The 23,362-nt window shown below is 51.5% G+C and carries 26 protein-coding genes and 1 tRNA gene; 17 read left to right on the top strand and 10 right to left on the bottom strand.

What is annotated here, in order from left to right:
- Positions 1 to 30: 30 nt before the first annotated feature.
- Positions 31 to 204: a hypothetical protein gene (locus tag DPQ22_RS08790; RefSeq protein ID WP_190323114.1), complete on the top strand. Its 174-nt coding sequence runs from the start codon at positions 31 to 33 to the stop codon at positions 202 to 204.
- A gap of 2 nt (positions 205 to 206) precedes the next feature.
- Here DPQ22_RS08790 and DPQ22_RS02995 read toward each other — a convergent pair whose 3' ends face one another.
- The 5 genes from DPQ22_RS02995 to murJ form a co-directional block, all read right to left on the bottom strand.
- On the bottom strand, positions 207 to 788 hold the full coding sequence (locus DPQ22_RS02995) for a NifU family protein (RefSeq protein WP_150213104.1): 582 nt from the start codon (positions 786 to 788) through the stop codon (positions 207 to 209).
- 12 nt (positions 789 to 800) lie between these two features.
- Positions 801 to 977 (bottom strand): hypothetical protein, encoded by a 177-nt coding sequence (locus DPQ22_RS08785; protein ID WP_190323113.1) that lies wholly within the window; start codon positions 975 to 977, stop codon positions 801 to 803.
- Between the two features lie 228 nt (positions 978 to 1,205).
- Positions 1,206 to 1,700 carry a universal stress protein gene (locus DPQ22_RS02990; protein WP_246681449.1) on the bottom strand — a complete coding sequence of 165 codons (495 nt, stop codon included), beginning with the start codon at positions 1,698 to 1,700 and terminating at the stop codon, positions 1,206 to 1,208.
- A 104-nt stretch (positions 1,701 to 1,804) separates the two neighbouring features.
- Entirely contained in the window at positions 1,805 to 2,887 is a 1,083-nt protein-coding gene (trpS, locus tag DPQ22_RS02985; protein ID WP_150213102.1) for a tryptophan--tRNA ligase, read from the bottom strand.
- 80 nt (positions 2,888 to 2,967) lie between these two features.
- Positions 2,968 to 4,521 (bottom strand): murein biosynthesis integral membrane protein MurJ, encoded by a 1,554-nt coding sequence (gene murJ, locus DPQ22_RS02980; RefSeq protein ID WP_150213101.1) that lies wholly within the window; start codon positions 4,519 to 4,521, stop codon positions 2,968 to 2,970.
- Between the two features lie 460 nt (positions 4,522 to 4,981).
- Here murJ and DPQ22_RS02975 point away from each other — a divergent pair, with 460 nt between their 5' ends.
- The 12 genes from DPQ22_RS02975 to DPQ22_RS08780 all read left to right on the top strand — a co-directional run bounded on the left by DPQ22_RS02975 (position 4,982) and on the right by DPQ22_RS08780 (position 15,080).
- Positions 4,982 to 5,854, top strand: a complete 873-nt coding sequence (locus DPQ22_RS02975) for a TIGR01459 family HAD-type hydrolase (RefSeq protein WP_150213100.1) — start codon at positions 4,982 to 4,984, stop codon at positions 5,852 to 5,854.
- A gap of 36 nt (positions 5,855 to 5,890) precedes the next feature.
- Positions 5,891 to 6,850, top strand: coding sequence for a bifunctional riboflavin kinase/FAD synthetase (locus DPQ22_RS02970; RefSeq protein ID WP_150213099.1), 960 nt, complete (start codon positions 5,891 to 5,893; stop codon positions 6,848 to 6,850).
- A gap of 242 nt (positions 6,851 to 7,092) precedes the next feature.
- A complete protein-coding gene (locus tag DPQ22_RS02965; RefSeq protein WP_150213098.1) occupies positions 7,093 to 7,389 on the top strand; it encodes a co-chaperone GroES in 297 nt (98 codons plus the stop codon).
- A 69-nt stretch (positions 7,390 to 7,458) separates the two neighbouring features.
- Positions 7,459 to 9,099, top strand: a complete 1,641-nt coding sequence (gene groL / locus DPQ22_RS02960) for a chaperonin GroEL (RefSeq protein WP_150213097.1) — start codon at positions 7,459 to 7,461, stop codon at positions 9,097 to 9,099.
- Positions 9,100 to 9,808: 709 nt separating this feature from the next.
- Positions 9,809 to 10,129: a hypothetical protein gene (locus DPQ22_RS02955; RefSeq protein ID WP_150213096.1), complete on the top strand. Its 321-nt coding sequence runs from the start codon at positions 9,809 to 9,811 to the stop codon at positions 10,127 to 10,129.
- A gap of 208 nt (positions 10,130 to 10,337) precedes the next feature.
- Entirely contained in the window at positions 10,338 to 11,111 is a 774-nt protein-coding gene (locus DPQ22_RS02950) for a creatininase family protein (RefSeq protein ID WP_150213095.1), read from the top strand.
- 40 nt (positions 11,112 to 11,151) lie between these two features.
- A complete protein-coding gene (locus DPQ22_RS02945; RefSeq protein WP_150213094.1) occupies positions 11,152 to 12,237 on the top strand; it encodes a CobW family GTP-binding protein in 1,086 nt (361 codons plus the stop codon).
- An 11-nt stretch (positions 12,238 to 12,248) separates the two neighbouring features.
- Positions 12,249 to 13,301: a WD40 repeat domain-containing protein gene (locus tag DPQ22_RS02940; RefSeq protein ID WP_150213093.1), complete on the top strand. Its 1,053-nt coding sequence runs from the start codon at positions 12,249 to 12,251 to the stop codon at positions 13,299 to 13,301.
- Between the two features lie 122 nt (positions 13,302 to 13,423).
- Positions 13,424 to 13,963: a hypothetical protein gene (locus DPQ22_RS02935; protein WP_150213092.1), complete on the top strand. Its 540-nt coding sequence runs from the start codon at positions 13,424 to 13,426 to the stop codon at positions 13,961 to 13,963.
- Positions 13,960 to 14,256 carry a hypothetical protein gene (locus DPQ22_RS02930; RefSeq protein WP_150213091.1) on the top strand — a complete coding sequence of 99 codons (297 nt, stop codon included), beginning with the start codon at positions 13,960 to 13,962 and terminating at the stop codon, positions 14,254 to 14,256. Before DPQ22_RS02935 ends, DPQ22_RS02930 begins: the two co-directional genes overlap by 4 nt.
- 10 nt (positions 14,257 to 14,266) lie before the next feature.
- Complete coding sequence (locus DPQ22_RS02925; RefSeq protein ID WP_150213090.1) at positions 14,267 to 14,650, top strand: hypothetical protein; 384 nt, start codon at positions 14,267 to 14,269, stop codon at positions 14,648 to 14,650.
- Between the two features lie 46 nt (positions 14,651 to 14,696).
- The gene (locus tag DPQ22_RS08780; RefSeq protein WP_190323111.1) at positions 14,697 to 15,080 is read left to right on the top strand and encodes a hypothetical protein; all 384 of its coding nucleotides are present in this window, start codon (positions 14,697 to 14,699) and stop codon (positions 15,078 to 15,080) included.
- A gap of 371 nt (positions 15,081 to 15,451) precedes the next feature.
- Here DPQ22_RS08780 and DPQ22_RS02920 read toward each other — a convergent pair whose 3' ends face one another.
- The 3 genes from DPQ22_RS02920 to obgE are packed head-to-tail and all read right to left on the bottom strand — an operon-like array spanning position 15,452 to position 17,902.
- On the bottom strand, positions 15,452 to 16,516 hold the full coding sequence (locus tag DPQ22_RS02920) for a ParA family protein (protein WP_150213089.1): 1,065 nt from the start codon (positions 16,514 to 16,516) through the stop codon (positions 15,452 to 15,454).
- Positions 16,517 to 16,543: 27 nt separating this feature from the next.
- The gene (locus DPQ22_RS02915; protein ID WP_150213088.1) at positions 16,544 to 16,804 is read right to left on the bottom strand and encodes a hypothetical protein; all 261 of its coding nucleotides are present in this window, start codon (positions 16,802 to 16,804) and stop codon (positions 16,544 to 16,546) included.
- Positions 16,805 to 16,852: 48 nt separating this feature from the next.
- Positions 16,853 to 17,902 (bottom strand): GTPase ObgE, encoded by a 1,050-nt coding sequence (gene obgE, locus DPQ22_RS02910; RefSeq protein ID WP_150213087.1) that lies wholly within the window; start codon positions 17,900 to 17,902, stop codon positions 16,853 to 16,855.
- A 274-nt stretch (positions 17,903 to 18,176) separates the two neighbouring features.
- Here obgE and DPQ22_RS02905 point away from each other — a divergent pair, with 274 nt between their 5' ends.
- A complete protein-coding gene (locus tag DPQ22_RS02905) occupies positions 18,177 to 18,665 on the top strand; it encodes a hypothetical protein (RefSeq protein WP_150213086.1) in 489 nt (162 codons plus the stop codon).
- Positions 18,666 to 19,027: 362 nt separating this feature from the next.
- Here DPQ22_RS02905 and DPQ22_RS02900 read toward each other — a convergent pair whose 3' ends face one another.
- Both DPQ22_RS02900 and DPQ22_RS02895 read right to left on the bottom strand, forming a co-directional pair.
- The gene (locus DPQ22_RS02900) at positions 19,028 to 19,567 is read right to left on the bottom strand and encodes a disulfide bond formation protein B (RefSeq protein ID WP_150213085.1); all 540 of its coding nucleotides are present in this window, start codon (positions 19,565 to 19,567) and stop codon (positions 19,028 to 19,030) included.
- A 66-nt stretch (positions 19,568 to 19,633) separates the two neighbouring features.
- Positions 19,634 to 20,329, bottom strand: coding sequence for a YqaA family protein (locus tag DPQ22_RS02895; protein WP_246681448.1), 696 nt, complete (start codon positions 20,327 to 20,329; stop codon positions 19,634 to 19,636).
- Between the two features lie 280 nt (positions 20,330 to 20,609).
- On the opposite strand from DPQ22_RS02895, the gene DPQ22_RS02890 reads away from it, so the two are divergent.
- The 3 genes from DPQ22_RS02890 (at position 20,610) to DPQ22_RS02880 (ending at position 23,358) form a co-directional block, all read left to right on the top strand.
- Positions 20,610 to 20,694, top strand: a tRNA-Leu gene (locus DPQ22_RS02890).
- Positions 20,695 to 20,926: 232 nt separating this feature from the next.
- Complete coding sequence (locus tag DPQ22_RS02885; protein ID WP_150213084.1) at positions 20,927 to 22,588, top strand: Na+/H+ antiporter; 1,662 nt, start codon at positions 20,927 to 20,929, stop codon at positions 22,586 to 22,588.
- A gap of 233 nt (positions 22,589 to 22,821) precedes the next feature.
- The gene (locus DPQ22_RS02880; RefSeq protein ID WP_150213083.1) at positions 22,822 to 23,358 is read left to right on the top strand and encodes a hypothetical protein; all 537 of its coding nucleotides are present in this window, start codon (positions 22,822 to 22,824) and stop codon (positions 23,356 to 23,358) included.
- Positions 23,359 to 23,362: the final 4 nt, after the last annotated feature.

Below are 23,362 nucleotides of genomic sequence, written 5' to 3'. Positions count from 1 at the left end.
AGGCAAAGCGGCAGAGAAAGTTTTGCTTTTATGAAACAGCGCAGCAGTAAAAAACAGCCAAACCTTGTCACTATGGTTTTTCGGCAGCAGAAAACCCCTCTTATAGCCGAAGCCCTGGAAAACAGCCTTATTTTTATCACTCTGCTGATTGCTGTCGGCACTGCCTTTTATATTTTAAACGGGCAAATTATGGCGCTGGTATAGATTTATTGCGGCATGGCCTCCACGCCTTTCACTTCCGGCACAAAATGGCGCAGCAAATTTTCAATACCCTGTTTTAAAGTGGCCGTAGAAGATGGGCAGCCGGCACAAGCGCCGCGCATATGCAAATAGACAATGCCGTTTTCAAACCCGCAAAAACTAATATCACCGCCGTCCTGAGCAACAGCCGGGCGCACGCGTTCTTCAAGCAAATCCTTGATTGTCGCGACCAGCGGCTCATCTTCCACAGCATAAAATTCTTTGCCTGCGGCGGCAGCACCGCCGGCTCTGGCCGCTGCTGCGCTCATAAGCGGCGCATTTGACAGCATATAATCCATAATAAGGCCCAGAATAGCCGGCTTTAAATGCTCCCAAGCCGCGCTGTCCGCCTTACTGACGGCAATAAAATCATAACCGAAAAAAACAGCACAAACACCCGGCACGGCAAACAGCTTTGCCGCCAGCGGTGAGCCGGCCGCCGCTTCTTCTTGCGTGCGAAACTCTACAGCTTCGCCCTCCAGCACAATCCGCCCGGGCAAAAATTTCAAACTGGCCGGGTTAGGTGTCGCTTCAATCTGAATAAACATAATTGCCCTTTATCACTTGCGGTAACCTTGATAGCTGCCATCACCGCCAAAATAGCTTGTCGTCCCGCCGCTTTGCCGCGCCGAGCCTTGATAGCTGCCATCGCCGCCAAAATAATTTGTTGTTTGTCCGCTAGCCGAACCGGCCGCACTTAAAAAGAACACCGCAATCACTGCGCCATATTTGCTCATAAGATACAGACTCTATATTGGACAATGGCGGTTCATAGCCGGCGGCGGCCTTCCCGGCCCTACCAGCAACAGCCTCACCCGCTCAAAAGGCGCACGGGCAAAACGCTCCCGCCTTTCCCGGCTTTTTCTCACAGATGAACCACACCCGCCGCTCTATATAAGTTGTTTTGCAGCAAAACACAAATTTTTCACAATAAAATGCTTATAGCAATATATCACCCGCTTGCTCTAGGCAATTTCATCAATGGTGGCGTCACTCAAATTAGCAGGAATAACGGTCACCGGCAAAGCAAAGGCCTTATGCCGCCCGACCAGAGCCTGAATCAAAGGCCCCGGCCCGTCATGATAAGTGCCGGCGGCCAAAACCAGCAAAGCAATATCGCTGTCTTTTTCCACCAGAGCGGTGATTTCTTTTATCGCCTCCCCTTCGCGGATAATTTCTTCCGGCTTTATAGCATATCGGCTTTTTACAATCGCAGCGGCAGCGGCCATAGCCGCTCTGGCATGATCTGCTGCCTCAGCCCGCATAACATGCTCTACCCCAAACATTTGCCGAAAATCACTATCATCAATAACATAAAGCAGCACCAGGCCGCCATGTGTGCTTTCGGCCTGTGCCGCGGCATAGGCCACGGCGCGCTCACATTCGGGCGAGCTATCCACAACAGCCAGGATTTTACGGCTATGCCCCTGTTTACGGCTGGAACGCTCTGACAATAGCATTGCTTTTCCCTTTTTCTGAACGGCGTTTACTCTCGGCATGGCCTGCTTTTATGGCAGGCCGTTTTATGGCCTTATAGTGAGACGGCAGACGACATTTTTACGCATTAGCCTGGCAAAAAGCCGACAATATTGCGCACTTGTTTCATTGTTGCTTCAGCTTTGGGCAAAGCGCGGGCGCTGCCTTTGGCCAAAACGGCATCAATATAATCCGGTGCCTTGAGCAGACGCCGCAATTCTTCTCCTATCGGCACCAGTTTCGTCACCAGAGCCTCAGTCAAATGCGGCTTGAAAGCAGAAAAATCCCGCCCGGCAAATTGTGCCAGGGTGCTTGCTTTATCTTTATCGGTCAAAGCGGCATAAATGCCGACAAGATTATCGGCCTCAGGCCGGGCGCGTAATTCTTCCACCAGTGCCGGCAGCGGCGCGCTATCTGTTTTTGCCTTGCGGATTTTCATTGCAATATCATCGGCATTATCGGTCAGGTTAATGCGGCTCATATCGGAAGAGTCGGATTTTGACATTTTTTTGGTGCCGTCCCGCAGTGACATAATGCGCTGCGCCGCCGGCGGCATTAGCGGCTCCGGCAGCGGGAAAAAGCCGTCACACACTTTGGTGCCCGCCTCAGCGCCGCCGGCCGGCCGGGCAATGGCCGCACCCAATTCGGCAATGCGGGCCGCATAATCCGCGTTAAATTTGGCGGCAATATCACGCGTCAGCTCCAAATGCTGCTTCTGATCTTCTCCCACCGGCACATAAGCGGCGCGGTAAAGCAGAATATCTGCCGCCATCAGGCAGGGATAAGCAAACAGGCCGACAGAGGCTTTTTCGCTATTTTTACCGGTTTTATCCTTAAATTGCGTCATGCGGGCAAGCCAGCCCATACGGGCAATACAATTAAACACCCAGGCCAGCTCGGCATGCTGCCGGACTTGCGACTGGTTAAAAACAATATGCTTTTCCGCATCAATGCCCGCCGCCAGAAAAGCAGCCGCTACTTCACGCGTCTGCCGCAGTAAATCCTTTGGCTCGGGGCTGGTCGTCAAAGCGTGCATATCCACCACGCAAAACAGGCAATTATAATGCTGTTGCAACGCCGCCCAGTTTTTAATAGCGCCGAGATAATTGCCCAGATGCAAATTGCCTGTCGGCTGCACGCCGGAAAATACCAACTGCCCAAAATCGCTCATAATTCTCTCTTTTGCCTGTCGCTGCGGCGGCTCCATATCCGTCTCACAGCCGCTTTAATCAAAATTCCGCCGCTCCGGTTTTAGCGTTTCAGCATTTTTTTGACAAGCGCCAGACCTTTTTTGTCACCCAAAAACACCAGCACAAAATAAAACAGCGCCGCCCCGGCGCATAAGGCTGCCAGCACCCCGGCGCGCTGCATATAAGGCGCCGCAGTAGATAAAGCCGCGGCAAACAGATTGCAGGCATAATGCAAGGCCAGCGCCATGAGCGCCGCCGCCAGCAAAAACAGGCTCAGACGTTTGAGCATAAGGCGCTCTATTTGCCAATGGCGGCGCTGCAATAGAGCAGCCAATAACAGAAGCGCATTAACCCAGCCGGCAGTGATTTCGGCAATGGCAATGCCCCTGGCCGATAAAAGCGGAAATAAGGTCAAAGCCAGAGTGACATTCACTACCACCGCAATAGCGGCAAAAATCATCGGCGTTCTGGTATCTTCCCGCGCAAAAAATGAGGGGATAAAGGCTTTAATCAACACAAAAGCCGGCAGGCCAAGCCCGTAAACCGCGACAATGGCCGATACAGCGGCAGTTGCCTGCGCATCAAACCGTCCATGCTGGAACAGCAGGCTGACAATCGGCCCGGCCATAACCAGAAATGCCGCCGCCGCCGGCAGTGACAAAAGCAAAGTGAACTCAACCGAACGGCTTTGCAGCCGATTGGCCTCAAGCGCGCGCCCCGCGCGCAAGGCCCGCGCCAGCTCCGGCAGCAGCACCGTTGCCACGGCAATGCCGATAACCCCCAAAGGCAGCTGATACAGCCGGTCGGCATAAACCAGAGAGGAAACAGCGCCGGCAGCGCCGGAAGCAATATTGGTATTGATAAGCAGGTTAATCTGGGTAATGCCGCCGGTTATCGCCGCCGGCAGAGCCAAAAACAGCAGACGGCGCACATTTTTGCCCAAATGCGGCCGGGCAAAGCGGATTTTCACCCCGGCGCGCCGCACGGCCAGCCAGACAATAGCCAGCTGGATAAAGCCTGCCGCCATCACCCCAAAGGCAAGCGCCGGGGCAATATGCAGGCTATCCTGCCCGGTGCGCCAGCCCCATACCAGCACGGCAATGAGTATAATATTCAAAAAAACCGGGGCAATAGCGGCGGCAAAATAGCGGTGCAGGGCGTTAAGCATGCCGGCCATCATTGCCGCCAGTGACATACAGCCAAGATAAGGAAACATAATCACCGCCAGCCGCACAGTGAGGCTGAATTTGGCCGTATCCTGCGTAAAACCCGGGGCAATAATCACGCGCACCAGCAGCGGCATGCACAGCTCCATGGCAATAGTGAGCACAGTCAAAATTGTGAATAAAACGCTAAAAACTTCCTGGGCAAAACGGCGCGCCTGATTATGCCCCTGTTCCAGCTCTTTGGCAAACAGCGGCACAAAGGCAGAATTAAACGCCCCTTCGGCAAACAGACGGCGAAAACTATTGGGAAAGCGGAAAGCAGCATTAAACGCATCGGCCGCCGCGCCGGTGCCCAGCGCCGCAGCCATCAGCATTTCGCGCACAAAGCCGAAAAGCCGGCTCATCATGGTGCCGCCGGCCACAGTCGCAAATTTCCGCATCAGGCTCATTTAGTCTCCGCCGCCTTTTCGTTAATCCCTGTCTGGCGCGATTACCCAAAAACCCACCGGGTTTTTGGCGCGCAAAACTGAAGCCGGCTCATCATGGTGCCGCCGGCCACAGTCGCAAATTTCCGCTATCCCACTCATTTAGTCTCCGCCGCCTTTTCGTTAATCCCTGTCTGGCGCGATTATCCAAAAACCCACCGGGTTTTCGGCGCACAAAGCCGAAAAGCCTGCTCATCATGGTGCCGCCGGCCACAGTCGCAAATTTCCGCTATCCCGCTCATTTAGCCTCACTGTCTTTCCGGCTTTTCTCCTGGTGCCTTTAACTGAAAACCGTTGCTGCCGCCGGCTTATCCCGGATTAGTTTTGACAGAAACTTCATCATGCTTTAAATCTGGACGCATTGCAATGTAATAAACAGTAGCGGCAGCAGGTTGAACAGAGCAAATTGCAAGGAATAAGGTCAATGGCACTGCACCCCGTCACACATCTGGCTGAAATAGACAAGCAATATGATATAATCCTTTCCGATATATGGGGGGTTTTGCATAATGGCGTTCGCGTTTACCCCGCAGCAAAGGCCGCATTGGCAAAGGCGCGCGCCAAAGGCAAAATAATTATTCTCATTACCAATTCCCCCCGCCCGGCGGCTGATGTCATTGCGCAATTAACCGGTTTCGGCCTCACCCCCGGCAGCTATGACGGCATTATAACCTCCGGCGATGTTACGCGCAGCCTGATAGAACAGGCACCCAAACGTCTGTTTCACATTGGCCCGGAGCGTGATTTAAGCCTTTTGGCCGGGCTTTCCTGCGAATTGGTGGAAGATTATGAAGCACAGGCCGTTTTGTGCACCGGGCTGTTCCATGAAACTGAGGAAAGCCCGGAAGATTACCGGCCGCTATTGCAAAAATTGCGCGGCCGTAACTTACCCTTTATTTGCGCCAATCCCGATATTGTCGTGCATATTGGCGGGCGGGAATTATGGTGCGCCGGCGCTTTGGCGCAAATTTATACGCAGCTTGGCGGCCGCACCCTGATTGCCGGCAAACCGCATGCGCCGATTTATGAGGCAGCCTATGCGCAGGCAGCGGCCAGGCTTGGCCTGGCCGGCAGCAAAGCAGTTGACAAAAGCCGCATTCTGGCCATAGGAGACGGCCTTATGACCGATATAAAAGGGGCGGACAATCAGGGACTGGATTGTCTGTTTATTGCCGGCGGCATTCATATTCGCGATTACGGCACCGGCAGCCCCGGCGGCATAAATGCGGCAAAACTCACGGCTTTTATGGCCAGACACGGCTATCACCCCCAATATTTTATGCCCGCACTGGCATGACGGCGGCAATTACGAACGTAACAGGACAGGCATAATATGGCCGGGACGCATAAATTCTTACGCCTTCGCGGCAGCGCCCGCCTGCCTGTGCCTTTGCGCGGCGCAGTTATTGCTATCGGCAATTTTGACGGCGTGCATCAAGGCCACAAAGCCGTGCTGCAAACCGCGCTGGCTGAGGCGCGTAAAACCGGCAGGCCGGCGCTTGTCTTTACTTTTGAGCCGCACCCAAAGGCGTTTTTCAAGCCTGAAGAGCCGCTTTATCGCCTGACCACAGCGGCGCAAAAAGCAGCTTATTTCAAAGCTATGGGGTTTGACGCCGTGATAGAGCAGCCCTTTACCGCCGCTTTTGCCGCTTTGAGCGCCGGCGATTTTATTCAATCCGTGCTGCAGGACAGGCTGGCGGCAAGCGCTATTATCGCCGGAGCCAATTTCCATTTTGGCTATAAACGGCAGGGCACACCGGCTTTTTTGCAGCAGGCCGGGCGCGATTCAGGCTTTATAACAGTCCTGGTGGCCGGCAAAAAAGACAAAACGGGGAAATTTATTTCTTCCAGCCGTATTCGCGCTTTGCTCGAAAGCGGAGAAATACAGGAGGCCGAGGCGCTGCTGGGGCACCCTTATACCGTGCAGGGTGAAATTATTCGCGGCCGGGCTTTAGGGCAACAGCTTGGCTTCCCCACTGCCAATATGGCGCTGCCGGCAGCAACAAAATTGCGCTATGGCATATATGCCGTCTGTTTCCGCACTTGCGGCAAATCTTATCAGGCTGTGGCTTCCTTTGGTCGCCGCCCGACAATAGAGGCGGCCGGCAAGCCGCTATTGGAAAGTTTTATTTTTGACTTTGACCGGGATATTTACGGCAAACAGGCAGAAGTGTTGTTTGTCGGTTTTTTACGCAAAGAAGAAAAATTTGCCGGGATAAAAGAGCTGATGGCGCAAATGCGCAAAGATGTGATAGCGGCCAGGGCCGTGCTGGCGCTAAAGGCGCTGCCTTGACCCGCTTTTACCCTGTTTTGCCTGCCGACAAGCAGATTTGCAGGTTTTTCTGCCGCTATTTGCGTTTTTTTAACATTTTTTTTGCCCCGCTTCTTGACATTGGCGAGGCGCATTTTTATCTCTGGGCTAAATCGGCGCGCTTCAGGAACCGAGGGCTGTCAGGCTTGGTTTGCGAGGTGCCGGTAAAGCTAACGCTAAGGGGCGGCAAGCCTCTTAATTTCCAGATTATAAGGGTTTTGACCATGAGTAAGACTTCATTCCGCCCGCTTCACGACCGTGTTGTCGTCCGCCGGGTCGATATGGAAGAAAAAACCGCCGGCGGCATTATTATCCCCGATACAGCAAAAGAAAAACCGCAGGAAGGCGTTGTTCTGGCTGCCGGCCCCGGTGCGCGTGACGAACACGGCAAGCTCACTGCCCTGGACGTCAAGGCCGGTGATCGCGTTTTGTTCGGCAAATGGTCGGGCACCGAAGTCAAGCTTGACGGCGAAGATGTCCTGATTATGAAAGAATCCGATATTATGGGTGTTCTGGCCTGAGGCCGCATGCCCCGGGCAATTTCAATTTTTGCATATCGGCCTTTGAGCATTATTCTATAAGGAGTAAATATTATGGCTAAAGAAGTCAAATTCGGCCGCGAAGCCCGTGAAGGCATGTTGCGCGGTGTCAATATTCTGGCCAATGCCGTTCGGGTGACATTAGGCCCTAAAGGCCGCAATGTGGTGATTGAAAAATCATTCGGCGCGCCGCGCATTACCAAAGACGGCGTTTCCGTTGCCAAGGAAATTGAGCTGGAAGATAAATATGAAAATATGGGCGCGCAAATGCTGCGCGAAGTTGCTTCCAAAACCAATGATGTCGCCGGTGACGGCACAACTACGGCCACAGTTCTCGGCCAGGCCATTGTGCGTGAGGGTGATAAAGCCCTGGCCGCGCGGCGCAATCCGATGGATCTGAAGCGCGGTATTGACCTGGCGGTAGATGAAGTAGTGGAAAAACTGCTGAAGAAATCAACCAAAATCAAAACCTCGGCAGAAGTGGCGCAAGTGGGCACAATTTCGGCCAATGGCGAGCATGAAATCGGCACAATGATTGCCAAAGCCATGGAAAAAGTGGGCAATGAAGGCGTTATTACGGTAGAGGAATCCAAAACTGCCGAAACTGAGCTGGAAGTTGTCGAAGGTATGCAGTTTGACCGCGGCTATCTTTCTCCTTATTTTGTTACTAATGCCGAAAAAATGGTGGCGGATCTGGAAGATCCCTATATTCTCATTCATGAGAAAAAGCTTTCCAATTTGCAGGCTTTGCTGCCGGTGCTGGAATCTGTCGTTAAATCCGGCGCCCCTTTGTTGATTATTGCTGAAGATGTGGAAGGTGAAGCCCTGGCCACACTCGTGGTTAATAAATTGCGCGGCGGGCTGAAAGTGGCAGCGGTAAAAGCTCCGGGTTTCGGTGATCGCCGTAAAGCCATGCTGGAAGATATTGCCATTTTGACCAATGGTCAGGTGATTTCTGAAGATCTGGGCATTAAGCTGGAAAATGTGACGCTGGATATGCTTGGTCGGGCCAAGAAAATTGCCATCAACAAAGAAAATACCACTATTGTTGACGGTGCCGGCCATAAAGCGGAAATTGAAGCCCGCGTTAACCAGATTAAAGCGCAGATTGAAGAAACCACCTCTGAATATGACAAGGAAAAACTGCAGGAGCGTTTGGCCAAGCTGGCCGGCGGTGTTGCCGTTATCCGCGTTGGCGGAGCAACAGAAGTTGAGGTAAAGGAGCGCAAGGATCGCGTTGATGATGCCTTGAACGCTACCCGCGCCGCGGTGGAAGAAGGTATTGTCCCCGGCGGCGGTGCGGCTTTGCTGCGTGCGGCTGCCGATATTACGGTGAAAGGCGCCAATGCCGATCAGGAGGCCGGTATCCAGATTCTGCGTGATGCCTTGCAGTCTCCTGCCCGTCAGATTATCAATAATGCCGGCCTTGAGGCTGCGGTTATTATCGGCAAAATTCTGGAGCAAAAGCAAGATAATTACGGTTTTGACACAGCCAAAAGCGAATATGGCGATCTTATTGCTCTCGGCATTGTTGACCCGGTTAAAGTTGTTCGTTCTGCCCTGCAAAATGCCGCTTCTATTGCCGGCCTTATGCTGACGACCGAGGCTGCGGTGGCCGAATTGCCGAAAAAAGAGGCACCTGTCCCGCCAATGCCGGGCGGTATGGGTGGCATGGGCGGTATGGATTTCTAATCCTTCCCTTTCCACCTGGTTTTAAAAACGCAGGGCGTGCGAAAAGCGTGCCCTGCGTTTTTTATTGCCTGTGCCGGCAGCCGCTTTTACAGCAATCCGTCTCATGCCGGAGATTTCCGGCCAAGGCAGCCGCGGCGCCTTCCCCGCTCTGATTACTGCCGGAGAAATAATTACAGCCAAACGGAAGCTTCTCCCCGGTAAACGTGTCTGTATTTCTCCCTTATTTGGAGCTCATCTTGAACCCCGAACGGCTGGCAATTATCGCTTTTGCAGGTGTAGTGCTCCCTTAAATATGTTTAAAAGCCGGGCCGATAAGCTTTTCTCCAAGTGAGTCGGGCTGCGCCTTCCCCATTTGATTCGTGAAACCCGGCGGCAAGTGCTCCCTTCCCCAACGGATTCAGGCTGCGCCTCCCCTGATTGCCGGCGGCCTGTTGCCTCTATTATCCTTTTTACCGCCTGTGCAGGCCGGTTTATCCTTGTCTTTTCCCCACCCGCTTATTATAGCTTGCCCGTTATAATGTTGCTCTGCGGCTTGCCGGTGTCGTATTGCGCAGTTTCGGGGAATCTGTATTTTATGAAAAAAGGGATTGTTACGCGTCTTGCCTCAATAGAGGAATTTTCTCACTGCGCTATAATTGAGCAGATTCTCGCTCACTAAAAATATATTAACACCGCTCCCCTGCCCCCTTTCCTGAAAAAGGCTTTCGGCTTGCCGGAAGATTGCGGCGAAAAATTGCGGCTCTCGGTCGGCACAATTTATCAACACTGCCACAAGTATAAAGAGGTAACAGCGGCAATTTATGCGCATATTTGCCCGCTTATGCCGATAAATGGCCTATGGCTGCGCCTTCCGCAATTACGCAACGACATATTGCACATACGGATCTGCACTTATATGGAGTATCAAGCAAAAATCTGGAAAATGGGCGTAAAAATCACAAATATGGAGGAAGTTTATATCGCCACCTTGTTTCGCAGCAACAAAAAGCAACGCGAAAGAGACAGGAAAACTGGCGGGATAATAAAATAAAGCGCAGGAGAGCCGGAAATACTCCCGGAAGCTAAAAGCCTCCTCCCGCTCATCTATAACGGGGATAAAACCCGCTAAGGGCAGGCTGTCCGCCCTAAAAGGCTCTGCGCTTATTGTCTATATAGCGCTTAAATGCTAAAAAGGCTATATTTTTTGAGAAAAAACAAAAATACCCGAAATGTTAATAATGCAATACGGGAACTTCGTCATGGAAAATAATAATATTGCCGTTTTGCCTCTGGGCGCGCAGGAATATCACGGCCCGCATCTGCCGCTTGCAACAGACAGTCTGATCGCTGAAGCCTTTGCCGAACAGATTAAAAAGCGGCTGCCTTCTGCCTTCCCCGCCCGTTTTTTGCCGGTAGAGACAATCGGCTATTCCAGAGAGCATATGCGCATGCCCGGCAGCAAAACTCTGTCTTATGACGAGGCCATTGAAAAATGGCTCTCCATCGCCGCCGGGCAGCATAAAAAGGGCGTGCGCAAATTTATTATGCTCAATGCCCATGGCGGCAACAGCCCGCTTATGACCATTATTGCTACGGAATTGCGGGCGCGTTTTGATATGCTGGCAGTATCCACAAGCCTCAGCCGTTTCGGCCTGCCGGAGGGTCTGCTCAGCCCGGCGGAAAAGGCGTTGGATATTCACGGCGGTTTTTTTGAAACCAGTATTATGCTGGCCATTGCACCGGAAAAAGTGCATATGGAAAAGGCACAGGATTTTGCCAATGCCCAGCAGTTTTATGCCCGGAAATTTACCCATTTGCGCAGCTACGGCCCCCATGCTTTTGGCTGGCTGATGCAGGATATTAACCCTTTGGGCGCTGCCGGGGCAGCCGCGCGTGCCACCCCGCAGGCAGGCCGGCAGATTTTGGCGCATGCCGCCGCTGAGGCTGTGAAACTTTTTGCCGATGTTGAAAAATTTGACTTAAGCGCCTTAAATGCGCCGGCAGGCACAGCTATATTGGCACTGGAGGCGTGAAACGGCCGGATTACGGCCGCCAGGGCAGAAAGACAAAATAATGGCTGAAACTACACAGACGGGCGACAAAATCCCCGTAACAGTATTAACCGGCTATCTGGGCGCCGGCAAAACCACTTTGCTTAACCGCATTTTGACCGGCAATCACGGCCGGCATTATGCTGTTATTGTCAATGAATTTGGCGAAATCGGCATTGATAATGAGCTGATTATTGCCTCTGATGAAGAAATTTATGAAATGAATAATGGCTGCATTTGCTGCACTGTGCGCGGCGATCTGATTCGCGTGCTGCAAAAGCTGCTGCAACGCCCCGGCCGTTTTGACGCCATTATTATTGAAACTACCGGCCTGGCCGATCCGGTGCCGGTGGTGCAAAGCTTTTTTATGGACGATGAGCTGCGCGCCAAAGCCGCGATAGATGCTGTTATCGCTGTGGTTGATGCCAGGTATTTGCCGCTGCGTCTGCAAGATAGCCGCGAGGCGGAAGATCAGATCGCCTTTGCCGATATTATTCTGCTTAATAAAGTAGATTTAGTCGCGCCGGCGGAATTGGCAAAAATAGAAGCGACATTACGCGCGCTCAACCCCACAGCTATTATTTACAAAACAGAACGCGCGGCGATTGATAGTGACAAATTGCTCAATCGCCATGCTTTTGACCTGCAGCGGGTAATGGACAAGGATTCGCATTTTCTTGATCCCGCACCGGAAGAAGAGCATGTTTGCGGCCCGGATTGCGACCATCATCACCACCATGAAAGCGGCGAGCATAATCACCGCGGGCAGGACGGGCATCACGGGCATGAGCATCATCATGAAATTACAGTGGAATCTGTCTCTTTATGGGCAGGGGAGCTTAATCCTGCCGCTTTTTTCCCCTGGCTTCAAAATATTGCTCAAACGCAGGGGCCGGATATTTTGCGGCTTAAAGGCATTATCGCCTTTGCCGGCGATAATGAACGCTATATTGTCCAGGGCGTGCATATGATTTTGGAAGGCGAGCACCAGCGCCCGTGGCGCGATAATGAGCGGCGCGAAAGCCGGCTGGTTTTTATCGGCCGTAATCTTGGGGCAGAAAATTTGCGCCGGGGCTTTGCGCAATGTGCAATCACGGCGACTGTATAAAAGAGAAAATTATGCCGATTATTGCCCCTTTAGAGCTGGAAAGCCCTTGCCTTTTTGCCGGATTTCCCGGTGACATACCGTGTTTTGCCACTGTTGACGGCCGAGTGCACAGCCCGGCATGGCACGAGGCTGTGCCGGTAGCGCAAGGCGGGCTGACAGCTATTGCTTTATCTGCTGCGGGGGACTATCTGTTTACCGGTGGGGAAGACGGCACTGTGCGCTGCCTTAATTTTCCGCCCGCCGCCCGGGCCGATACAGCGCCGGAGCCGCGGCTTGTCGCGCACATAAAAGGCAAATGGATTGATTGCCTGGCGGCCGCGCCGCAGGGCGGCAGTTTCGCCTTTAGCTGTGGCCGCCGGCTCTATTTCGGCACTGCCGCCCGGCATGGCCAACCCCCAATAGCGGGAGAAATGCCGCCGCTGCGGCAGTGGCAGCTGGAACGCAGTGCGGAAGGGCTGGATTTTGCCGCCAAAGGGCTGCGCCTTGCTGTCGCCCGCTATAATGGTGTCAGCCTTTATTGGCCGGAGCTTGATGCCCCGCCGCAAAAGCTGGAGTGGAAGGGCGCGCATATTGGTGTTACATTTTCACCCGACCGGCGTTACATTATCACCATTATGCAGGAAAATGCCCTGCATGGCTGGCGGCTGGAAGATGGCGGGCATTTGCGCATGTCCGGCTATCCGGCCAAGGTAAAAAGCCTTTCATGGTCATTCAGGGGGCGCTATCTTGCTACTTCCGGGGCACCGGCGGCGATTTTATGGCCGTTTATCGGCAAAGACGGCCCGATGAACAAAACCCCGATCGAATTGGGCACACGCGGCGACAGCATGGTGGTTTGCGTGGCGTGCCACCCGCAGCAGGATATAGTGGCTATCGGCTATGCAGACGGCATGATTTTACTTGCCCGCTTTGCTGACATGAGTGAAAGAGTGCTGCGGCGCAGCACCCAGGGCGCAATTACCTGCCTGAACTGGGATAAAGCCGGCCGGCGCCTGGCTTTTGGCACAGAATTCGGCGCGGCCGGGCTGGTAAATCCTGATGAGGAAATCTATCACCAAAAATAAAACAGCACCATAATTTTTGACCACAGGCGACCGGCAATCGCCTTGACTTTATCAGGCCCGATCTGTAGAGAAACTCTGTTTGAGCAAGGTGCCGGGCACAGAAGCTGTTTGAAAGGCGCGCTATGCGGGAAGAGAAAGATTTTGTGCAAGACAGGCTGGTACCGTTTTTTATCGGTCTGGGCGTAAGCATAGGTTTTTCTGTGCTTTATGTCATTTTATACAGTTTTGCCTTTGCTTTGACAGTTGCCGGCGGTTTTGGCGTAGCTCAGGCTGGCGGCCCTGCCGGTGCCATTATTGGCGCGCTGATTGCTGTTCCGCTCTGGCTGCTGATTCTGGCCGCGATTCTGGCTTTCTGGCTGTTGACAACATGGCTGCTGGGTAAATGGACACAAGAGAAATATCATGCCTGGAAAGGCAACCAGAGCCGCAGGCGCACCGCCCGTGAGGGGCGTGAGCGCGAGGCCTGGTTTGCCGCCAAAAGGCGAGAAGAAGAAGCGGAAAAGCAATTTAAGCAAGAAGCGGAATGGGAAAAAGAATGGATTATGATGAAGAGGCAAGAAAAAGAGAATTTTTCGAGCGAAAAGCAAGAGAAGAGCGCGAGCAGCAATATGGATATGCCGGCCATGACAGAGACCCCGGCATTGAACGAGGAAAAGCAATGAAAATAGTGAGTTTTGTTCTGGCCGTTGTGAGTATAGTGCTGGTGCTGGTATTGGCCGCGTTTACTTATGACACAAATAGCAGGCTTGCCGCTGTGACTGAAAGCCAGGGCAGCAGCCGCAGCAGCCTGGCGAGTGATGTAACCAAAACACAGGCAACAATGGATAAAATTGAAGCTACGGTGAAAGACCTGCAGCAAAATCTGACCCGGCTTGCCGCCGATGACAAGCAGAATGCCGCCGCCATTGATGATATGAAAAAACGCATTAACCGGCTGATTGATTTGATCAAATAAGGCAATCGTGATGATAAAGGCAGTGTATATTGCGGCTTTGGGTGCTTTGGCCGCTCTCCCTGGTCTCCCCGCGCGGGCAAATGACGCCAATACGGTTTTTAACGGCATTAAAGCTGCGACCGGAGTTGTCGGTGTTTTTCAGAAGTCGAAAACCAACCGGCATTTAAACAATATTGAACAGGGGCAGCAGGAAAGCAATTATCGCGAGGAGCGCCGCGATGCAGCAGCCGACCGCGCCGCCGCAAGCCGCGCTGCGGCCAATCGCCGCGCTGCGGCACAAAAAGCCGCGGCTGACAGGCAGGCCGCAGAAAATGCCCGGATTCAGGCAGCAGAGGCCACAGCCCGGCAAGATGCCGCGCGCAAACAGCAGCTAGATGCGCTCAAATATGACTGAACGGCCGGATAGCAACGTGATCCGGCATAAGCAGGAGGTAAAGCAGATGAGAAAGACTCTTTTTATTGCAGGCCTGAGCGTTTTGGCCGCTCTCCCTGTTCTCCCCGCGCGGGCGAATGATGCCAATACGGTTTTTAACGGTATCAGCGCTGCTACAGGTGTTATCGGCGTCTTTCAGCAGTCAAAGACCAACCGGTATTTAAATAATATTGAACAGGGGCAGCAGGAAAGCAATTATCGCGAGGAGCGCCGCGATGCAGCAGCCGACCGCGCCGCCGCAAGCCGCGCTGCGGCCAATCGCCGCGCTGCGGCACAAAAAGCCGCGGCTGACAGGCAGGCCGCAGAAAATGCCCGGATTCAGGCAGCAGAGGCCACAGCCCGGCAAGATGCTGCGCGCAAGCAGCAGCTAGACGCGCTGAAATATGACTGACAGCGAGGAACCGCTTGAAATAACGGTAAATAGCAAGGCCTGAAATACCGGCAAAGCCGCCTGTCGTGCGGCAGGCGGTTTTTGCTGCTCTGGGCCGCTTCGCGCAGCGCATGGGGCCAATCTTCGGCGCCGGGTCGAAGCCGCGCCGCAAGGCCGCCTTGGCCTGCGGCAGCAAAGACAAGCAACAGACAAAGGCAGCAGAACAAGGCCGGGCTAGCTGGCAAGCGGCGGCGAATTTTTCAGGCTTTACTGCTTTTCTCTATCCCGGCTTTTTGCAGCTATCCCCCGCACAGCCTGCGGCGCACCCTGTTTTCTCGCCGCTTCTATAGCGTTAAAAACGGCGTGCATCAGCGGCGTCAGCCCGCTATAATTTAGTGACTGGTCAGAACTACCACTCTTTGCGCTAATTCTTTAAAAAGAGCAGCAAATTTATCTCTATTCTCCGTCATAGTTTCCTGTATATTACCAACCTGACCTATATCCTCATCGGTTAAAGCAAAAATCGGCTTTGACAGTTTCTGGCTTATAGCAATAAGAGAATTAAAGTCAGGCACTTGCTCCAGATCATACGGTTTGAGATTTGTGCCTTTCAATGCCTGTTCAAGCTTGGCGCGCGGAATTACACAACCAATACTTTCTAACGACGGCACAAGCTTTGAGTCAATATTTTCCCTGATTAAATCAATCCACTCGCGAAATGATTTAGCAGGCCGTTCATTTCTGGGGCGATATCTCTGTTGGATTGCGCCTATGAATTTAGGCCTGTTTTTAATAGGAAAACTAGCCGGATCAAATTGATTATCCTCTCTGAAGCGCTCAATTTCTCTATGCCATTTCATAATATTTTTTTCCAGCGAGCCAACCGCCTGCAGGCAAAAATAATCCGGCGAAGTCGGGACAATAAAATAATCACTGGACATTAACGCAACTTCGTTTAGACCACCGACATTAGGGCTCAGATCATAAAGCATATAATCTATTTTATTAGCAGCAGCTATTTCCTGAAGAATTTTAGGTAAATTCCCTGGTATATTTCTTGTAGCGGGAATACCGGAAGCGATCTTTAACGAAACGCTAATCTGTGCATCTAAATCAGCTACATTGATATAGCCAGGCAGCAAAAACAAATTATTATGCTTGGTAGATAATAATTTTCCCTTATCAGTTTCCATAAAAGTCCGCGGAGCAGTGCCATCTATCAAAGCCTCAACAATAGGCTTCATTGTGAGATTATCCCGGCTTTTATAAAAAGCGTCCAACTTGTCATCACCCACGGCTTCGAAACCCAGAACGATCCCGGTCAAATTGCATTGCGAATCCAAATCTACTATGAGCGTTTTCTTCCCCATATCAGCCAGACTCCAGCCAAGATTGAAAGCCGTTGTAGTTTTGCTTACACCTCCTTTATGGTTAAATAAACAAATAGATTTCGCCATACCTACACTCCAGCATTGTTGAATAGTTTAATATTTAGTGGATTGTTTAAAGTTTGACAAGCAATGGGGCAGCAATCCAGGGAGATTTTTTGAATCATTCTTAACTGAAAAATTGATAACATTGCCGGTCAGCAAAAAGTGAGGAATTATCGGCGCCGAATTTGAGCCATATTTTGCAGCTCTGCCGAAGAATTGATAAGCTACCGGATAGAAACGCAATAAGTAGGATAAAACAGCAGGCAACAGAGCAGGGAATAAAGCGGGCAAAAGCGACAAGGTCAGCTGCACAATGCAGCAATGCCTTACCAGGCAAAAGGTGCCAGTAGCGCAATAAATCTATATTTCTTCAGTAGGCAGCTTTTTTGCCTGCCTTTCTTCTGCCTGCTGTTGCTCTCTCCTCGCTGTCTCTATTGTGTCAAAGACAGCGTGCATAACCGGCTCCAGCCCGTTATGGGTAACAGCCGATAAAGCAAAAACCTGTTTGCCGCAGGCAGCAGCCAGAGCGACCAGCTTCTCACGGCTTTCTTCTTCGCTGACACTATCAATTTGCGCAAGCGCCACCAGCTCCGGCTTGTCGGCCAGCCCATGGCCATAGGCGGCCAGCTCGCCCCGCACGGTTTGATAGGCTTCGGCAATATCCTCATTGTGCGCGGAAACCAGATGCAACAGCACATTAGTGCGCTCAATATGGCCCAAAAAGCGGTCGCCAATCCCCACACCTTTATGCGCGCCGGCAATCAGGCCGGGAATATCGGCCAGAACACATTCCCGCCCCCCGGCTCGCGCCACCCCCAAATTAGGGTGTAAAGTGGTAAAGGGATAATCGGCAATTTTCGGCCGGGCAGCGGTTACTACGCTTAAAAAAGTAGATTTGCCGGCATTGGGCAGGCCGACAAGCCCGGCATCGGCAATCAGCTTCAGCCGCAGCCAGATTGTCTGCTCCTGCCCCTCCTGACCGGGATTGGCGCGGCGCGGCGCCCGATTGGTCGCTGTGGTAAAATGCAAATTGCCAAAACCGCCATTGCCGCCTTTAGCCAGGCGAAAACGCTGCCCTTTGGCAGTTAAATCGCAAATGAGAGTGGCATTATCTTCAGCAAAAATCTGAGTGCCGGCGGGCAGTTTCAGCACCGCATCGGCACCTTTGCTGCCGGTGCGGTTGCGCCCCATACCGTGCATGCCGGTTTTGGCATGAAAATGCTGTTGGTAACGATAATCAATCAGAGTATTCAGCCCGTCTACCGCCTCCGCCCAGACATCACCGCCGCGGCCGCCATCTCCGCCGTCCGGCCCGCCAAATTCCAGGAATTTTTCGCGGCGGAAGGAAACCGCGCCGGCGCCGCCGGCGCCGGAGCGGATAAAAACGCGCGCCTGATCCAAAAATTTCATTATCCTTGCCTTATAACTTACTCTATAGAAACCGGCTCTTTAACAGGCCTTATAGCTATATTTACAATTCCAGAAAAGGATTTTACCGTAAAACACACTAATATAGCCTTTAATCTGCCCATGAAGAAGTGAAGGAGTTATGCAATGGCTAAGGCTGAAGAGAAAAAACTGCGGGAGATTGTCGGCATAAACAGAAATATTTTCTTCTTGTGCCACATATGATTTTGACAGGCAAGAATGGGGCAGCGTCAATTTCCTGTCCATTGATAATTTCTTGAAAAAATCACAAAAAGGAGATTTAGCAGCCGTTTATGTTACAAAAAATGCCCGTAATCTGGCGGGAAGGCTGCAAAAAGACAGAGGCAAACTTGTCGGCTTTTATGAAATAAGCCATAAAAAGACAGGCCTCAAAGACTGTATTTCACCGGTCGAGCAAGAGCTGTTTAAAGATGAAATTAAACGCGAAAAATGGAAAGACTGCCTGAAAGCAACACGCGCATGGGAAATAATCGCTGAAGACAGGAAAGCTGTTGAGCATATACTGCCTGCAACTTACAGTCCCGAAAATGCTCGACTCATCGACAGCATCGCCCCGAAACTCACCGATACTGAAACGCGCAATCTGCTTGCCTTGCGCGTTATAGAAAGAAAAGTTTACGACAAAAACTACGATACCGCCGGCAGCCTTCATTCACAAAAACAGGCCGACCAAGCCAAAGCCCCGCACGCCGATTACAAATCCCCGGCGGCGATAACCAGGTAGATTCAGCGGCTAAGATCATTAGCCTACCGCCACTATGTTCTCCCGTCATCGCGTATTGTCATAGTGCCTATATGCTCATATCCGTGCCCGTCAGAACATAAAGATTTATTGCCGACATTAAGATAGGCTCTGCCATCGGACGTTCGCACTATATTCCCAATCTTCGCACAATTTCTGTTACCGGAAGCGGAAGTTTTATTTTTGTAAGTTCGTTGTTTTCTCAGCTTATGATTCCTGATAATAGCTGCTTGCTCTATATTCACTGAAAATATAGTTTTCAGCATTGATTTGAAAGCAGATATATAAAAATATCACGCAAGATTATAATAAGAAATCTCAAAACTCCCTGATACTCTTTGCAGCTAGGCAGAATGCTGCCGGCGCGCCCGGGTGAGAGGGAAGCGAGCAGCAAAAACCGCACAAAGGGCAAAAAAGAAAGTGGCAAGCGCGTTCCACCCGGCAAAGGAAATACCAAAAATATAACCCGCCGGCACTTCACAGGGGATAATACGGGCGCTGTCATTCAGGCTATCGAGCAATGATCCGGCCTGTTGTGCCTGGGCAGCGGCCAAAGAACAGCCGTCCGGCCCCGGCCAGTATTTCAGCTCTACCCCGACATGATAAACCGAAAGGGCTGCGTCATAAAACATGAGCAAGGCAATGAAAATAAACAGAAAAGCCACCCATTTGGGCGGGCAGCGGCAGAGCGCGGCAACAAAAGCCAGAGCTGCCAGAGAGGCGCCGATATAATAGGGTATACGCTCCAGCAGGCATAATTCACACGGCAAAAAACCGCCAATATATTGCAGCGCCAGTGCCAGCGCTACAGTGCCGGTCAGAACCACACATAATAATGCGGCAAAACTGCCTTGCAGCAGGCGTATATCTGACAAAAGGCGCATAAGCAATTCCCTCTCCTGAAGCAATTCAGCCACCCCGGCACGGCAAAAGCATGTGCCGAGCCGGCCTCAGCCGTAGACTATACACATATAAAGCACAAAAACAAGAATACATAATGCCGCGCCCACAAGAGAAATAGCCTTAAGATGTTTTTGTAAAAACTCTATCAACACAGTATCATAGCGCCGGATAAGCCAGGCCAGCAGATAATAGCGCCCGGCGCGGGCAATAATGGCAGAAACAATAAACAGCCATAAAGGCACCCCCGCCGCACCGGATAAAATAGTGACAATTTTTATCGGCGGCAGGTGAAAAAAGCCGGAACTTATCAATAAAAACAGCACAAAATCGGCCGAGGCCGAACCGCGTAGAGCCTCAAACTGCTCAAATTTGCCGTAAAAGCGCAAAAGCGGCGCCGCCAATATATCATAAGCAAAATGGCCGATAGCCCAGCCGGCCACACCGCCGGCAATAGAAAAAAAACTGACCCAAAAAGCATAACGCCAGGCTTTTTCCGGTTTTATCATCACCATAGGCACATAAAGCGCATCACTGGGAATGGGGAAAATCGAACTTTCCAGAAAAGTGACAAAATAGAGCCAATATTCCGCCGCCGGGCGGCCGGCGAGCGACACTGTCCACACTGTCATCCTTTGCAGCGCGGTCTTTTTCTCCGGCCGGCGGTGATTATCGCCGCGGCCGGCAGGCGCCGTATCGGCCGGCGATTTTTGGCCTTTGCCTGAGGCAGTCTGTGGTGATTCCATAAAGCTAAACCGGTTTTGCAGGCAAATATCTGAAGACGACAGAATATGAGCCGAACCTCATTCCAAGGCCGAAAAGAAAGACAAGCCTGAAATTACGCCGAAATTATGTAAATTTTCCCTATACGTAGAAAAATAGGGGAAAACCGGCTGAGAGGCCTTATTTTTGCTGTCAGGCAGCAAGGAAAGAGTTGACGCAAAGGCAATTCTGCTATAGTTGCGCTTGGGATATATGGTGCCTGGGGGCTTTGGACTGTTTCCGGGCGCGGGGGCTGCGGTTCGGGCGGGTGTGGCGGAACTGGTAGACGCGATGGACTCAAAATCCATTTCTGCAAAGAGTGTCGGTTCGAGTCCGACCACCCGTACCAGAGTGCTTATCGCACTGTTTGCCTGCAAAGCAGCGTTTGCTTCACCTCAAGCTGAGCTTACAATGGCAGCGTGCCGGCGGCCTGCTTCAAGGCAAAAAAGCGGCGCAACCGGGCGCAATATCTGCAATATCAGTCTTGTAATCCGGATTTTTACCCTTATAAAATAAGTTCCTGTCTATTATCAAAGGCCGGCCTTTCCGGCAGGTTTCTATAGCTGTGTGCAGAGGTTTTTATGGAAGCAGTAATGATTGTCCTGATTTTGCTGATGGCTGTAGTTGTCGGCCATATCATTACGCTGTTTGTTACCCGGTTTTTGCAAATTGCCATACCGACCCCGCTTATTCAAATCGCTGTCGGCGCAGCCTTGGCTGCTTTTGGCGGGCTGGGCGTAGCGTTGCAGCCGGAACTGTTTATGCTGCTGTTTTTGCCGCCGCTGCTGTTTGCCGATGGTTGGAGCATTCCCAAAGAAGGGCTGATTCGCGACCGCTGGACAATATTGGAAATGGCACTGTTTCTGGTGGTGTTCACGGTGATTTTCGGCGGTTATTTTATGCATTGGCTGATTCCGGCTATGCCGCTGGCCGTGGCTTTTGCCCTGGCGGCCATTATGTCGCCGACTGATCCGGTAGCGGTTTCCGCCATTACGGCCAAGATTAGCGTGCCGAAAAGGCTGTTGCATATTCTGGAAGGGGAATCGCTGCTCAATGATGCTTCCGGCCTGGTTTCCATGCGTTTTGCCGTGGCCGCCGCCATGACCGGCAGTTTTTCGCTGATTGCCGCTTTCGGCACATTTTTATGGACAGCCCTGGCCGGGCTGATTATTGGCGCAGCGACAACTTTTATCATTGCTCGCGCGGCCAGTTGGTTATTTGCCCGCTTTCAACTGGAAGCCGGTTCGCAAATTATTATCAGCCTTCTTATCCCCTTTATCGCCTATTTACTGGCCGAGCATGTTGAGGCTTCCGGCATTCTGGCGTCAGTAGCGGCCGGCATTATGATGAGCTTTATGGAAGATTATGCCCAAAATGCCGCCACCACCCGCATGCGCCGCCTAGCCGTGTGGAACACATTGCAATTTGTTGCCAATGGCATTATTTTTGTGCTGCTGGGGGAGCAATTACCGGAAATTATCAGCGGCGCAGCCAATATTGTGCGCGATACCGGTCACCAAAACCCGCTCTGGCTGCTGGTTTATGTGGCAATTATTTATGCGGTTTTAATTTTGCTGCGCTTTATCTGGGTATGGGTATCGCTGCGTTTTACCATGTTTAATGCCACAAGACGGGGGATACAAACCTTTAATCCGGGCTGGAAGCTGGTGGCCGCCACTTCTTTTGCCGGGGTGCGCGGCACGGTAACCCTGGCCGGGGTGCTGACTTTGCCGCTATTTCTGGCCAATGGCCAGCCCTTCCCTGTGCGTGACCTGGCCATATTTCTGGCAGCGGGTGTGATCGTGCTGTCGCTGATTGCCGCCAGTATTGCCCTGCCCTTTTTATTATGCGATTTGAAACTGCCGCAGGAAGCCTCTTCCCGCAAGGAAGAAGAAACCGCCCAGGCCGCCGCTTATGAAGCCGCGATTCAGGCGGTGGAAAAGGAAACCCATAATTTATGCCAGGGTCAAAGTGATGCCGATATTTATACGAATGCCGGCGCGCATATTATGCAAATTTACCGCGACCGGCTGACCTCTCTCTCTGCCGATAATGACAGCGAAGAAAAGGCCCAGCGGCATGAGCAGGACAGCAAAGTGGAGAGATTGCTGCGTTTGCGGGCGCTGGAAGCAGAACGCCATATTTATTATGATTATAAACGCCGCCGCCTGCTGCCGGAAGAAAGCGCCGATAAATTTCTGCACGCGGTTGATCTGATGGAAGCCCAGCTTTCCACCTCCTGAAACCGAGCATTATGTGATTGAAACTATCCGGGGATATTTTACAATGGCATAATTTTTCAGGCGTCCGCTCCGTTCTTTTTCTTCCCTTCCGGAAAAGAAAATTCTGGCATTTGCCATTTCCGCAAAAGAAAATGACACCGGTTCACGGCGAGAGACCTGGAGCAGGAATGAACGTCCGGACGCTTGCGGCACCTTGGTTTTCACCGCTGGTATCCTAACAGGCCGGGCGCAAAATGTGTCCAGTTATAAGAGCCCGCAGCGCTATGAGCATTTTCGCACGTTTTTTGCTTACTTTTACGTCAATGACTCCCGCTTTTTTAATTGCGGCTTTTGTTTTATGGCCTAAAGAAAAACTATATTCTGTAATTTTGTTTATACTGAGCTTATCCATTATAATAATTACGTATAACATTATAAAAATAACACAAAAATACGGTGAAAAAATATCTATCAAATTTAAATCTGCAAAAATGGATAATAATAGCAATATAGATTATTTAATGTTTTATTTATCACCTTTGCTTGTTTTGGATAATTATTCAAAGCTACGGGCATTATGCATTATAGCATTTGTCTTCGTAATTGTAAAAACAGCAAGCGCCGATTGCAGTTTTAATCCCGTTCTGAGAGTATTCGGTTGGCGCTTTTATAGTATCGAGGAAAGCAATAATATTTCCTATCTTATAATGACAAAGAAACCAATCAGAGATACACAAAAACCTATTGAAATAGTGCGACTGACAGAGTATGTTCTCCTGCGGGTTGATTGAGGAG

The sequence above is a fragment of the Candidatus Tokpelaia sp. genome (assembly GCF_008636115.1).
Classification (GTDB): Bacteria; Pseudomonadota; Alphaproteobacteria; order Rhizobiales; family Rhizobiaceae; genus QLZD01.
Note: the sequence above shows the minus strand (reverse complement) of the source record. Positions and strands in the feature narration are given on the sequence as shown.

What these genes read in the sequence shown, in the direction of transcription:
- DPQ22_RS08790 (WP_190323114.1), top strand. Translation starts at nt 31, where the DNA reads ATGAAACAGCGCAGCAGTAAAAAACAGCCAAACCTTGTCACTATGGTT.
- murJ (WP_150213101.1), bottom strand. Translation starts at nt 4,521, where the DNA reads ATGAGCCTGATGCGGAAATTTGCGACTGTGGCCGGCGGCACCATGATG.
- DPQ22_RS02885 (WP_150213084.1), top strand. Translation starts at nt 20,927, where the DNA reads ATGGAAGCAGTAATGATTGTCCTGATTTTGCTGATGGCTGTAGTTGTC.
- trpS (WP_150213102.1), bottom strand. Translation starts at nt 2,887, where the DNA reads ATGAGCGATTTTGGGCAGTTGGTATTTTCCGGCGTGCAGCCGACAGGC.
- DPQ22_RS02970 (WP_150213099.1), top strand. Translation starts at nt 5,891, where the DNA reads ATGGCCGGGACGCATAAATTCTTACGCCTTCGCGGCAGCGCCCGCCTG.
- DPQ22_RS02965 (WP_150213098.1), top strand. Translation starts at nt 7,093, where the DNA reads ATGAGTAAGACTTCATTCCGCCCGCTTCACGACCGTGTTGTCGTCCGC.
- DPQ22_RS02975 (WP_150213100.1), top strand. Translation starts at nt 4,982, where the DNA reads ATGGCACTGCACCCCGTCACACATCTGGCTGAAATAGACAAGCAATAT.
- DPQ22_RS08785 (WP_190323113.1), bottom strand. Translation starts at nt 977, where the DNA reads ATGAGCAAATATGGCGCAGTGATTGCGGTGTTCTTTTTAAGTGCGGCC.
- DPQ22_RS02900 (WP_150213085.1), bottom strand. Translation starts at nt 19,567, where the DNA reads ATGCGCCTTTTGTCAGATATACGCCTGCTGCAAGGCAGTTTTGCCGCA.
- DPQ22_RS08780 (WP_190323111.1), top strand. Translation starts at nt 14,697, where the DNA reads ATGAGAAAGACTCTTTTTATTGCAGGCCTGAGCGTTTTGGCCGCTCTC.
- DPQ22_RS02930 (WP_150213091.1), top strand. Translation starts at nt 13,960, where the DNA reads ATGAAAATAGTGAGTTTTGTTCTGGCCGTTGTGAGTATAGTGCTGGTG.
- DPQ22_RS02950 (WP_150213095.1), top strand. Translation starts at nt 10,338, where the DNA reads ATGGAAAATAATAATATTGCCGTTTTGCCTCTGGGCGCGCAGGAATAT.
- DPQ22_RS02920 (WP_150213089.1), bottom strand. Translation starts at nt 16,516, where the DNA reads ATGGCGAAATCTATTTGTTTATTTAACCATAAAGGAGGTGTAAGCAAA.
- DPQ22_RS02945 (WP_150213094.1), top strand. Translation starts at nt 11,152, where the DNA reads ATGGCTGAAACTACACAGACGGGCGACAAAATCCCCGTAACAGTATTA.
- DPQ22_RS02925 (WP_150213090.1), top strand. Translation starts at nt 14,267, where the DNA reads ATGATAAAGGCAGTGTATATTGCGGCTTTGGGTGCTTTGGCCGCTCTC.
- DPQ22_RS02935 (WP_150213092.1), top strand. Translation starts at nt 13,424, where the DNA reads ATGCGGGAAGAGAAAGATTTTGTGCAAGACAGGCTGGTACCGTTTTTT.
- DPQ22_RS02990 (WP_246681449.1), bottom strand. Translation starts at nt 1,700, where the DNA reads ATGCTATTGTCAGAGCGTTCCAGCCGTAAACAGGGGCATAGCCGTAAA.
- DPQ22_RS02895 (WP_246681448.1), bottom strand. Translation starts at nt 20,329, where the DNA reads ATGGAATCACCACAGACTGCCTCAGGCAAAGGCCAAAAATCGCCGGCC.
- obgE (WP_150213087.1), bottom strand. Translation starts at nt 17,902, where the DNA reads ATGAAATTTTTGGATCAGGCGCGCGTTTTTATCCGCTCCGGCGCCGGC.
- DPQ22_RS02880 (WP_150213083.1), top strand. Translation starts at nt 22,822, where the DNA reads ATGTGTCCAGTTATAAGAGCCCGCAGCGCTATGAGCATTTTCGCACGT.
- DPQ22_RS02940 (WP_150213093.1), top strand. Translation starts at nt 12,249, where the DNA reads ATGCCGATTATTGCCCCTTTAGAGCTGGAAAGCCCTTGCCTTTTTGCC.
- DPQ22_RS02995 (WP_150213104.1), bottom strand. Translation starts at nt 788, where the DNA reads ATGTTTATTCAGATTGAAGCGACACCTAACCCGGCCAGTTTGAAATTT.